Below are 11,114 nucleotides of genomic sequence, written 5' to 3'. Positions count from 1 at the left end.
GAAGATACGGCTGAGACCGGTCAAACGGGATGAAGCTGCTCATCTCACCACCTTACAACATCACCACTTCACAGAGTGCCCCAACCCGACAGGCTGCTAGGTCGTCGGTTTTTGCGAAATATCCTGAAATTTCCGGCATGAAATCCTGTCTCCTGAGTGCGGCGGGAAGTGGATATCACAGGCAGCAGATATCATAACAGGACCGCAGCCGGGGGGCAGCCTCCTCACACCGGCTGTATGACGCGCGTCCTGGCCCCGGCTTGACCCCGGGCGCAGCTTTATGAAAATCTCCCCCGGCCCGCACGCGCTTCATGAAAGGAACGCTGCCGTGAGAACAGTTCTGCTTGCCGGACTCAGCCTGTTTCCGGTCCTTCTTCCCGCAGCCGCCCTCGCGGATGACAGCGCCACGCCTGTCATCTCCGTCACCGGAACGGGAAAGGCTGAGGTCATGCCGGACAGGGTCACGATCCGCTACACCGTGCGCGGCGAGGGCAAGACCCAGGATGATGCCATAAAGGCACTCGTCAGATCCCGTGCCAGGATCGATGCAGGTATCGAGGCTCTGAAAAAGAACATCGTGCAGAACAGCTCGCAGATGAATGTGGCAGAGGTTCGCGCGGGCGGGTGCAGACGCTACGGCCCAGGTACGCTCTCCGAAGGTGAATGCGCTATAGTGGGCTATGTCGCCAGTCTGCCCGTCAGTATCGAGACCCCGGCCGTAACGGATGCGGGCACGATCGTCGGCCAGATCAGCAGACTTGGCGGATGGCAGCCTTCGGTTGCACAGTTCTTCCTGGCTCATCCGGAAGACGCCGCGCAGAAAGCCATCATTGCAGCCTCGGAGGACGCCCGGAAAAAAGCAGCGGCTCTGGCGGAAGGCATGCATGTCCAGCTCGGTGCCGTGCGTTCCATTACCCTGGAAGATAACGGGGAACGTCCGCCGATGCTGCTCAGGGCAAGAGCTTTCGCTGCGGAAAAGGCGGAACTCGATATGCCGGCTCCGCCGCCGCCCGTTGCGGTCAGTATGCAGCCCGAGCCGATTGAGGTCACACGCACGATTCAGACAAGCTGGCGCATCGGACCATAAGGCGCCGCTTCCCGTCCGTCCGCATTCTGCTATAGCGGGGGCAGTCTGAACTGCAGCGGGGGCGGCACCATATGCGACTGAGAGTTTATCTGGCCGGAGCGGTTGCTGCGATATGCATGGCCGGAGCCTTCCCCGCATCCGCACAGACGGTCTCCCCGTCATGTGACAATAACGGTTTTCTGTCCGCACAGCAGGCCGCGGAAAGCGGTCAGGTGCGCGGCGATCAGCCTGTTCATATCTGCGGAAAGGTCGTCTCCGTCGCGCATCGTGCCAGAAAAACACGCAGCGGCGTACATGGTTATTTCTATGTCAGCACCGGCAGCGGCGTTTCCATCCGGATCGTCACGAACCTGGACGAGATGAACACGCCGCCCTGGCCTTGGGTCGAAAAGGGTGATCAGGTCGATGTTGTCGGCCGCTATTATTATGACTCACCCCGCCGTCAGGGGATCGACTGGACCCACAAGGGCACCGGATCCAGATGGGGACTGCCGGGCTATGTGATCGTAAACGGCACGAAATACGAATAAGGAGGCGGATCGTGAGCGGAATTGCGCGGCTTCTCGAAATCATGACACGCCTGCGCGACCCGGAAAATGGTTGCCCCTGGGATGTCGCTCAGACCCCCCTAACAGTCGCGCCCTACGCCATCGAGGAAGCCTATGAGGTTCTCGATGCAATACAGAAGGGCGATACCGACGCGACGGAGGACGAACTGGGAGACCTGCTGCTCCAGGTGGTCTTCCAGTCACAGATTGCCGCAGAGTCCGGAGACTTCACTTTCGATTCAGTGGCGAACCGCATAGCCGACAAGATGATTCGCAGGCACCCCCACGTCTTCGCGCAGGGCGATGCCGCACGCCATGCCGATACCTGGGAAGCAGGCAAGGCCGCCGAACGGCAGGCCAGAGCCGAGCACGGTACGCTTGCAGGAATCCCGCAGGCGCTTCCGGCCCTGATGCGGGCGCGTAAACTGGCCGCCCGCGCGGCAAGGGTCGGTTTCGACTGGCCGGATGTCACAGGTGTCGTCGCCAAGGTCCGTGAGGAAACCGAAGAGGTCGAGGCCGAAATCCTCTCAGGCGATCGCACGGCTCTTCGGGATGAAATCGGAGACCTGCTGTTCGCCGTCGCAAGCCTGGCCCGCCGCCTCGATATCGATCCGGAAGAGGCGCTCCGGGGGGCGAATGCCAAATTCCAGCGCCGGTTCGAGGCCGTGGAGGCTCTGCTCGCCCGGGATGGAGAGACGGTGGACGGTCAGGATGTGGATCGCCTCGACGCGCTCTGGCAGCAGGTCAAGCGCGGCGCCTGAACCGGATGACACTGACAAGAAAAGAGGTCCTGGATCAGGCCTGGCCGGTCATTCTGGGGCAGGCCCTGGTTCCGCTCACCGGGCTGACCGATGTCGCCGTCATCGGTCGGACCGGCGATGCCGGAGCACTGGCCGGTGTGGCGCTTGGTGCGACAATCGTGAATTTCGTGTTCTGGAGCTTCGGCTTCCTCCGTATGGGTGTAACCGGGATGACCGCGCAGGCATACGGCGCGGATCGTGACAGCGAAGTCCGTGCAACGCTCATCCGGGCGCTGATCCTGGGGATTCCCGCAGGTCTGATCATGCTGCTGGTCTCACCCCTGATCGTGCCTGCCGCCCTGCAGATGCTCAGCGTTCCGGATGATGCCTGGCAGGCCGCACATGGCTTTACGGCCGCAAGATTTTTCGGAGCTCCGGCCGCACTGGGATTTTATGCCCTCAACGGCTGGTTCATCGGCCTGGGACGTACGCGTATGGCGCTGCTGTGCCAGATCGTCATGAACGGCGCGAACGTTATTCTGGATCTCCTGCTGGCCGGAATCTTCGGACTGGGAGCTGTCGGCGTCGGGATCGGCACGGCCCTTGCAGAATGGGTCGCGCTGGGAACGGCCTGTCTGCTGGCCGTACGGATATGTGGCCTGCCCCTGTGGCGGGCATCCCTGAAAAATGACCGGATCCTGTCTGATACGAAGGCCCTGCGCCGGATGGTCTCGGTCAATGCGGATATCATGATCCGCACTCTTGCCCTGCTGCTGCTTTTCGCCTGGTTCGCACGCTCCGGCGCACGGCTGGGCGCGGTGACGGCCGCCGCCAGCCATGTGCTGATGCAGTTCGTCAATATCAGCGCCTTCGTGCTCGACGGTTTTGCCTTTACAGCCGAGCAGCGCACGGGGGCCGCTATCGGTGCGGGATCAAGAAAGGCCTTTTTCCGTGCCGCCCGGCTCACCGGAGAGTTCTCCCTCATCGGCGGCGCCCTGTTCTCCCTGCTGTTCATCCTCTGCGGACCGGTCCTGATCGGATTACTGACCACGGATGAGGCCGTGCGGAAGACAGCCCTGATGCTGCTGCCGCTCTGCGCGCTGGTTCCACTCTGCGGAGCCCCCGGATGGCTGCTCGATGGCATTTTCATCGGCGCGACCAGAGGACGCAACCTGCGGAACGCCGCGCTGATCGTGACCGGAGCCTATATCCTGACCGATTTTCTGCTGCGGGGACTTGATGCGGAAGGGGTCTGGACAGCCCTTCTTCTGGCCTATCTCTGGCGCGCGCTGGCACTCGGATGCTGCCTGCCGGGTCTGATCAGGGATATTCCGGAAAAAGATGAAGAACGTTCCACAGTCCCGGGCGTTGTAATAAAAAAATAACGGTTTTATGACAAAAGCCGAAATAATCCGTGCACAGAGGAGGCAGGCCGTTGCCTCTCTCCCACAGATTCCGGATAAGAAATCGGATGACACAGACGCAACGCCTTCTCATTGCTCCAAGCCTCCTCGCCGCTGATTTCACAAAGCTCGCCAGAGAGGTGGAAGAGGTGGAAAAAGCCGGTGCGGACTGGCTGCATCTCGACATCATGGACGGTCACTTCGTCCCGAACATTTCCTACGGTCCGTCCGTCGTCAAAGCGCTGCGGAAACATTCCTCGCTCAAATTCGACGTGCATCTGATGGTCGAACCCGTGGACTGCTGGCTTGAGCCGTTTGCGGATGCCGGAGCCGATCACGTCACGTTCCATATCGAAGCCGGACCGCACGCACACCGCACGATCCAGACCATTCGCCATATGGGCCTCAGGGCCGGTATCGCCCTCTGCCCGGCAACTCCGGCGGAGGCCGTCTCCGAACTCATGGATATGATCGATCTGATTCTCGTGATGAGTGTCAATCCCGGTTTCGGAGGGCAGAAATTCATTCAGAGCCAGGTGCCGAAAATCCGCAGATTGCGGGAGATGGCAGAAGAAAGCGGCAGGCACATCCATATCGGAGTGGATGGCGGAATTGATCCGGAAACAGCACCGCAGGTCATCAGGGCGGGAGCAGACATGCTCGTTGCCGGCAGTGCCATCTATGGCAAACCCGACTACGGGGCAGCAATCGCGGCACTGAAAGCAGGTGTATCCGCATGACCGGCATTTCCGTACCGGACGCTCGGGGAACAACCCGATGAGTTTTGCCCGCTGGCTGCAGGACATGAAATTTTCCCTAGCGCTGCTAGGCCCCTTGGCAGGCACGCGCGTCCCCGCCGATCCGGTGAACGTCCTGCGTGATCCCTGGCCCGGTTCCGCAGCAGGTGGAGAGAGTCTGGTCCGCGGAAAGGCCGTGCACGCAGGGATGTCACGGCAGATCGGACACGGGGTCTGGAGCTCACACGAACTCACGACCGTATGGCCTGCCTCTTTCCGGGACTGGTTTCAGGGATTTTCATGGCTGCGTGATCTCAGGGAGCTGGGGACAGAGAATGCGCGCCTGGCCGGGCGTGCCCTGATCACCGAATGGATCATGCGACCGGTCAATGAAACCCCTTTGCGTAATCCGTCCGTCACGGGCGCGCGGATCGGTGCGTGGCTCGGACATTATGATTTCTTCCTGGCCTCGGCAGATGAGACATTCCGCCGCAAGGTGATGACCCGGATCGTGACGGAAGCGCGTACGATCCCGCCTCAGCTTCCTGACGGAACCCATGACTGCCGCCCTCTGCGCGCCCTCAAGGGGCTGCTTGCCGCCGGGCTTGCCGCACCCGATCACGGGAGGCTGATGGCGCGGTTCATGGGCCTGATCGATGCGGAACTGGATGCCTCGATCCTGCCGGACGGATGGCACGCCTCACGCAGCCCGGAAACGCAGTTCCAGGTTCTTCGCGAACTGGCGGAAATGCGTCTGATGCTGCAGAACGCCCGGATCCCCCTGCCGACCAATCTTGCTGCGGCAGTGGAGCGCATGACACCCGTCCTGCGCGCCATGCGCCACGGAGACGGCACGCTCGCGCTGTTCAACGGCACGGTCTGCCATACGCCAAAGCTGATTGATCTCGTGATCGCACGCGCCTCCCCACGCGGGCAAGTACTGGCCCGCAGCATGAGTGAGGGGCGCTTTCTGCGCCTGGCTCTGGAGAACACGCTTCTGCTGGTTGATGCCGGGGTGCCTGCACCGGATGGATATGATCAGCAGGCACATGCCGGGGCGCTGTCGTTCGAATTCTCTTCCGGAAAGCAGGGTATCGTTGTCAACTGCGGAGACAGCGGATCTCCCGCATGGCACAAGGCGCTGCGTGACGCTCCGGCCCACTCGGTACTGATCCCTGACCATGCACGCTCCGTGGAATGGACCGAGGATGACAGGATATTCTCCCGTCCTTCCGTCACCTGCGAGCAGATTTCAGCCCCCGGTGCCCTGCTCGCAGATCTCTCTCTTGACGGGTTCTGTCCCGCAGGGGCGGGGACATGGAAACGCCGTTTCTACCTTTCGGACGAAGGCCGGGATCTGCGTGGTGAGGACCGGCTGGAAGGCGGAGACGGGCGCAGCTTCGTTCTGCGCTTCCATCTGCATCCGGATGTCCGGGTGGAGGCGGAAGAGCATGATATTCTCCTGCATCTGCCGGAAGAAACCTGGCGCTTCCGGACCGACGGCCTGGCCGCAATCGAGGACAGCGTCTGGTTCGGCGGAGAGCAGCGCCGGGATATAAAGCAGATCGTGGTCGTTCCTGATATCGTGCCTGAGGTCAGGAAAGAACAGGCTCCGGAGAAGCCGAAACAGGGCGGGAAGCCCGCATCTTCCGGCGTGGAGATTGCTGAAGGGGAAGCTCTGCCCGATCCGGCTGTCCTCGCGTCCCCGGCGGAGGAACCGTTGCCGCCGCGTCGTGCCAGCGCGGTTCGCTGGGCATTCACACGTCTGCATGACTGAGAGCAGCGTTCAGCGATGAAAATCCTTGAAGTCACCAATGTTGATTTCTCGCTGCACCATTTCCTGCTGCCGCTGATGGAGGCCCTTCGGGAGCGCGGCGATGAGGTGATCGGGGTCTGCGCGGACGGCCCGCTCCTCAGGGAGGCACGCTCGCGAGGGTTCCGGATCATCCCCGTACCGATGGCCCGCTCTTTCTCGCCGTTCAGACATATCCGGGCACTTCTGGCCCTGATCCGGGTGATACGCAGGGAGCGGCCGGACCTGGTTCACGCCCACATGCCCATCAGTGGACTTCTGGCGCGGCTTGCGGCCAGGCTCTGTGGCGTGCCGGTCATCGCCTATACCTGTCACGGCTATCTGTTCAATCAGCCCGGACCGCTCTGGCGGCGCGCCCTGGCGCTGGTGCTGGAATGGCTGGCCGGACGTGTGACCGATATCTGCATGACGGTTTCGGAGGAGGAGGCCCGGCAGGCCCGCAGGCTCGGCATTCATGCCGAGGCCGTGGCGACAGGAAACGGACGTGATCCGAAACGTTTCCGGCCGGATCCTCAGGCCCGCTCGGAGGTCCGGGCCGAGCTTGGAATTCCGGATGACAGGGTGGTGATCGTGGTGGTCTCCCGCCTTGTTCGCCATAAAGGATATCCCGAACTGCTTGTCGCAATGGAGCAGGTCCCGGATGCGGATCTTCTGGTCGTGGGAAAGCGTCTGGATTCCGATCACGGAGAGGCTCTGGAGACGTATTTTACCCGGGCAGAAACAGCTCTTGGCGGTCGTCTGAAATGCGTCGGATACCGGGAAGATATTCCCCGTCTCCTGGCTGCGGCCGATATTTTCGTGCTTCCCAGCCTGTTTGAAGGGCTGCCGATGTCTGTCATTGAGGCGATGATGACTGGTCTGCCAGTGGTGGTGTCAGATATCAGCGGACCGCGGGAGCAGGTCCGGGACGGGGAGACCGGGCTTCTGGTTCCGCCCGGAAAGGTGCTCCCTCTGGCGGCGGCCCTGCGGAAGCTGGTCTCCTCACCGGAGCTGCAGGAGCGGATGGGGACTGCAGGACGCCGGCTGGCCGTGACGGAGCGGGACGAACGGATCGTCCTGGGCCGGGTGGTCAGCCTGCTGCATACGGGGACGGAGCGGGCGCAGGCCCCTCCCGGCTGAGATCGCCTTTCGTCTTGCGCTGGTGCGCTCATCACGTCAAAAGGTGGCAACGGCTGCCGGATGTCCGTATCTGCTTTCCGGCAGAGAGACGCTGATCCCCCACGGAGCCATTTCCTGCCCATGCTTGCTGCGATTATCGGCCGCTTTATCGTAAGCTGCGCCCGTCACGCTTGGACCGTCGTCCTGATTTTCACCCTGCTGGCCGCGGGGTCGGTCTGGGCTGCGATGAAACATCTCGACGTGACGACCGATACGGACAGGATGCTGTCCGATACGCTCGGCTGGAAGCAGCGCTCGAACGAGATGGGACGGCTGTTCCCGCAGAAACAGGATCTGATGGTGGCCGTGATTGATGCGGATCTGCCGGAGGAGGCGCGGGAGACGGCGCGGCAGCTCGGGGCGCGGCTGGCGGGAGATCACGCGCATTTCAACTATGTGCGTCTTCCGGATGACAATCCCTATCTGACGCGCAACGGGCTGATGTTTCTTAAGACGAAGCAGCTTGAGAAGGTGCTCAATGACACGATCACCGCCCAGCCGTTTCTCGGCGCTCTGGCAGCGGATCCTTCCGCGCGGGGGCTGTTTGATTCCCTGGGCCTGATCGCGCAGGGCGTGAAGGCAGGGCAGGCGGATCTCAACGGGTTTGCCGGACCTCTGAACGGATTTTCCAGGGCGCTGTCCCTTGCGGCATCAGGCAAGCCTGAGCCTCTGTCCTGGCAGCAGCTTCTGGGTGGTGGACTGTCTGATCTGGCCGGGCGTTATACCTTTGTGATCACGCAGCCCAGACCGGACTATTCCTCCTTTCAGCCTGGCGGCGATGCGGCGAAGGCGATCCGGAATGCGGCGAATGATCTGGAATTCGTGAAATCCGGCCAGGCGCATGTTTCCATCACCGGCGATGTTCAGATCAGTGACGAGGAGTTTGCCACCGTGGCCGAGGGGATGGTCGCGGGGCTGATCGGGTCTCTGCTGCTGGTGACCCTGTGGCTGTTTCTGGCCGTGCGGTCCTGGCGGGTGATCGTGCCGATCGTACTGACTCTCGTGACGGGTTTGCTGCTGACGACGGGATTTGCCGCCGTTGCGGTTGGCACGCTTAACCTGATTTCCGTGGCATTTGCGATCCTGTTTGTCGGGATTGCAGTGGATTTTGCCATTCAGTTTTCCGTGCGTTTTCTCGCGCAGCCCCACAGCTCCGATGATCCGGCGCAGGATACGCAGACGGCCCTGCATCTGACGGGTGAGGAGACGGGGCATCAGATTCTGGTGGCCGCGGCTGCGACGGCGGCGGGATTTCTGGCTTTCGTACCGACGGATTTTCTTGGTGTGGCGCAGCTCGGGCTGATTGCCGGAATGGGCATGCTGGTGGCTTTCATCTGCACCATCGGACTGCTGCCGGCTCTGCTTTATCTTATGAAGCCGCAGATTGATCAGAAACGTGCGGGTTTTGCTTGGCTGAAACCGGGTGATGTCCTGGTCCGCAGGTATCGCCGTCCGGTGATCGGCGTGTTTGCGGTGCTGGCTCTTGCGGGTGTGGCGCTGATGCCGAAGCTGACCTTTGACGGCGATCCCCTGCATACCAAGGACCCGCATTCCGAGGGTATGCGGACACTGCATCTGCTGATGGAGAACCCGATCTCCTCTCCGTACAGTGCCGAGTTTCTGGTGAAGGACAAGGAGCAGGCACAGGCGCTTGCACAGAAGACCGGTGGACTGCCCGGTGTGCATGATGCGATGTGGCTGGGTTCCTATGTTCCTGAGGATCAGAAGGCCAAGCTGCCGCTGATTCAGGATGCGGCATCCATGCTGCTGTCGACTCTGATCGTCGATACGCCGCAGGCGGCACCCGATGCGGCAGCGCTGCGGGCTTCAGCGGCGAAGGCGGCATCCCGGCTTGGTGAGGTTCTCGGGGCTCTGCCGGGGGATTCCCCGCTGCGGTCGATCCAGGCCTCTCTCGCGAAGCTGTCCGTGGGTTCTGATGATCTGGTGATGCGGATGAACCGTGATCTGGTGCGGTTCCTGCCGATGCAGCTTGATACGCTTAAACTGATGCTTGGCGCAGGTCCTGTGACACTCAGTGATGTTCCGGGGGAGATCCGCCGGGATTATGTCGCGCCTGACGGGCGCTATCTTGTGGAGGTGCATCCGCAGCGGGTGGAGTCCAGCGCGCAGCTCGGGCGGTTCGTGCGCGAGATGCAGGCCGTTTCGCCACAGGTGGCGGGATCTGCGACCGATATTGTCGAGAGCGCGCGCACGATCGTTCATGCGTTCGTGGTTGCGGCGCTGTCTGCGGTTGTCATGATCGCGATCATTCTGGCGGTGGCGCTGCGGCGTCTTCTGGATGCGGCGCTGGTGATCGCGCCGCTGCTGCTGTCCGCGCTGATGACGGTCATTCTGATCGTCTGTGTGCCGGAGACGCTGAATTTCGCGAACATCATCGCCCTGCCTCTGCTGCTGGGCGTTGGCGTTTCGTTCAACATCTATTTCGTCATGAACTGGCGTGCCGGAGTGCGTTTTCCCCTGGCTTCGCCCACGGCTCGTGCGGTTCTGTTCTCGGCCCTGACGACGGGCACGGCGTTCGGGTCCCTGGCGCTGTCGCATCATCCCGGCACGGCCAGCATGGGGCGTCTGCTGCTTCTGTCTCTGGGCTGCACGCTGCTGGCGACGCTGGTGTTCGTGCCTGCGCTTCTGCCAAAGCGTGCTGCGGATGAGATATGACGGCTGCAGCGGGTCGTAATGTCCGGACGGATATTCTCCGCAGTGTCGCGATTCTGCTGGTTCTTTTTCATCACTATAATATTGCGTACCATCTGCCCGGAACGGGAATTACGGGGTGACGATGTTTTTCGCCATTTCCGGATTCCTGATCACATCCGGTGCGGAGAAGCGCTTCGGCTCGCTGCGCGGGATCGGTGTCGGGGCGTTTCTGCGTCTGCGGGCGGCGCGGATTCTGCCGTGCCTGCTGATCCTTCTGCCTGTTGCCACTCTGCTTTCCCTGACGGGACTTCCGATTTTTCTCAGCAGGGCAGAGGAGACGGGGGCTCCGGTCTCTTTCTGGCTGGTCAACGGTGCCGCTCTGACCTTTACGATGAATGTTCTGATCGGCCGGCTTGGCTGGGTGAATTATCTTCTGGGGGTTTTATGGTCTCTGTCGGTGGAGGAGGTGTTCTATCTTGCCTTTCCCCTGCTGTGCCGGGGGCTGCGGCGTACTGCGCTGATCGTGGCTTTTATGCTGGCTATCATCGCTGCCGGTCCGGTCTGGTGGTTATACCACCAGGGTGACGAAGGCGGGTTTCTCTATGCCTATCTCGCGTCATCTGACGGGATTGCCACAGGCTGCTGTGCAGCACTTCTGGCACGGAGATATCCTCTGCAGGGAGGGTGGGTCCGCCTCCTCCGTCCTGTGGTGTGTGCGGGGATGGCGGCGCTGTATCTGTGGAAATCGATTTATGTCACGAACATATGGGGCGTGACGCTGATGGCGGCGGGTACGGCGTTTCTCCTGTGGACCGGAGAGACGCTCCCGCAGGCAGGGGTCGTGCATCGTTCCATTATGATACGGGCTGTCACCTGGTGTGGACGTCGCAGCTATAATACCAACTCTGGGATGCCCTGACTTATATTTGATTTCTTTAGGGTATCGTTTTGGATCGCCCTGTGATTCACCGGA

At 61.6% G+C, this 11,114-nt stretch carries 10 protein-coding genes; all 10 read left to right on the top strand.

The features are described from left to right. The first annotated feature begins 328 nt into the window (after positions 1-328). The 10 genes from LOC54_RS09565 (at position 329) to LOC54_RS09520 (ending at position 11,060) form a co-directional block, all read left to right on the top strand. Positions 329-1,087: an SIMPL domain-containing protein gene (locus tag LOC54_RS09565; protein WP_279313587.1), complete on the top strand. Its 759-nt coding sequence runs from the start codon at positions 329-331 to the stop codon at positions 1,085-1,087. Positions 1,088-1,203: 116 nt separating this feature from the next. Further along, entirely contained in the window at positions 1,204-1,617 is a 414-nt protein-coding gene (locus tag LOC54_RS09560) for a hypothetical protein (RefSeq protein ID WP_279313589.1), read from the top strand. Positions 1,618-1,628: 11 nt separating this feature from the next. Continuing rightward, a complete protein-coding gene (mazG, locus tag LOC54_RS09555; RefSeq protein ID WP_279313586.1) occupies positions 1,629-2,396 on the top strand; it encodes a nucleoside triphosphate pyrophosphohydrolase in 768 nt (255 codons plus the stop codon). A gap of 5 nt (positions 2,397-2,401) precedes the next feature. Next, positions 2,402-3,760 carry an MATE family efflux transporter gene (locus LOC54_RS09550; protein ID WP_279313585.1) on the top strand — a complete coding sequence of 453 codons (1,359 nt, stop codon included), beginning with the start codon at positions 2,402-2,404 and terminating at the stop codon, positions 3,758-3,760. Positions 3,761-3,846: 86 nt separating this feature from the next. Then, positions 3,847-4,518, top strand: coding sequence for a ribulose-phosphate 3-epimerase (gene rpe, locus LOC54_RS09545; RefSeq protein WP_279313584.1), 672 nt, complete (start codon positions 3,847-3,849; stop codon positions 4,516-4,518). Positions 4,519-4,555: 37 nt separating this feature from the next. After that, positions 4,556-6,292, top strand: coding sequence for a heparinase II/III family protein (locus tag LOC54_RS09540; RefSeq protein WP_279313583.1), 1,737 nt, complete (start codon positions 4,556-4,558; stop codon positions 6,290-6,292). 15 nt (positions 6,293-6,307) lie between these two features. Further along, positions 6,308-7,447 (top strand): glycosyltransferase family 4 protein, encoded by a 1,140-nt coding sequence (locus LOC54_RS09535; RefSeq protein ID WP_279313582.1) that lies wholly within the window; start codon positions 6,308-6,310, stop codon positions 7,445-7,447. Between the two features lie 120 nt (positions 7,448-7,567). Then, the gene (locus LOC54_RS09530) at positions 7,568-10,162 is read left to right on the top strand and encodes an MMPL family transporter (protein ID WP_279313581.1); all 2,595 of its coding nucleotides are present in this window, start codon (positions 7,568-7,570) and stop codon (positions 10,160-10,162) included. Continuing rightward, complete coding sequence (locus LOC54_RS09525) at positions 10,159-10,281, top strand: hypothetical protein (RefSeq protein ID WP_279313580.1); 123 nt, start codon at positions 10,159-10,161, stop codon at positions 10,279-10,281. The genes LOC54_RS09530 and LOC54_RS09525 overlap by 4 nt, the downstream gene beginning before the upstream one ends. A gap of 2 nt (positions 10,282-10,283) precedes the next feature. Next, positions 10,284-11,060, top strand: coding sequence for an acyltransferase (locus LOC54_RS09520; RefSeq protein WP_279313588.1), 777 nt, complete (start codon positions 10,284-10,286; stop codon positions 11,058-11,060). The last annotated feature ends 54 nt before the right edge of the window (positions 11,061-11,114 follow it).

Source organism: Acetobacter sp. AN02, assembly GCF_029759835.1.
In the GTDB taxonomy this organism is placed as follows: Bacteria; Pseudomonadota; Alphaproteobacteria; order Acetobacterales; family Acetobacteraceae; genus Acetobacter.
Note: the sequence above shows the minus strand (reverse complement) of the source record. Positions and strands in the feature narration are given on the sequence as shown.

Excerpts from the sequence above, each read along its gene's own strand:
- LOC54_RS09560 (WP_279313589.1), top strand. The coding sequence starts at position 1,204 with ATGGCCGGAGCCTTCCCCGCATCCGCACAGACGGTCTCCCCGTCATGT.
- LOC54_RS09520 (WP_279313588.1), top strand. The coding sequence starts at position 10,284 with ATGTTTTTCGCCATTTCCGGATTCCTGATCACATCCGGTGCGGAGAAG.
- LOC54_RS09550 (WP_279313585.1), top strand. The coding sequence starts at position 2,402 with ATGACACTGACAAGAAAAGAGGTCCTGGATCAGGCCTGGCCGGTCATT.
- LOC54_RS09525 (WP_279313580.1), top strand. The coding sequence starts at position 10,159 with ATGACGGCTGCAGCGGGTCGTAATGTCCGGACGGATATTCTCCGCAGT.
- LOC54_RS09540 (WP_279313583.1), top strand. The coding sequence starts at position 4,556 with ATGAGTTTTGCCCGCTGGCTGCAGGACATGAAATTTTCCCTAGCGCTG.
- LOC54_RS09535 (WP_279313582.1), top strand. The coding sequence starts at position 6,308 with ATGAAAATCCTTGAAGTCACCAATGTTGATTTCTCGCTGCACCATTTC.
- rpe (WP_279313584.1), top strand. The coding sequence starts at position 3,847 with ATGACACAGACGCAACGCCTTCTCATTGCTCCAAGCCTCCTCGCCGCT.
- LOC54_RS09530 (WP_279313581.1), top strand. The coding sequence starts at position 7,568 with ATGCTTGCTGCGATTATCGGCCGCTTTATCGTAAGCTGCGCCCGTCAC.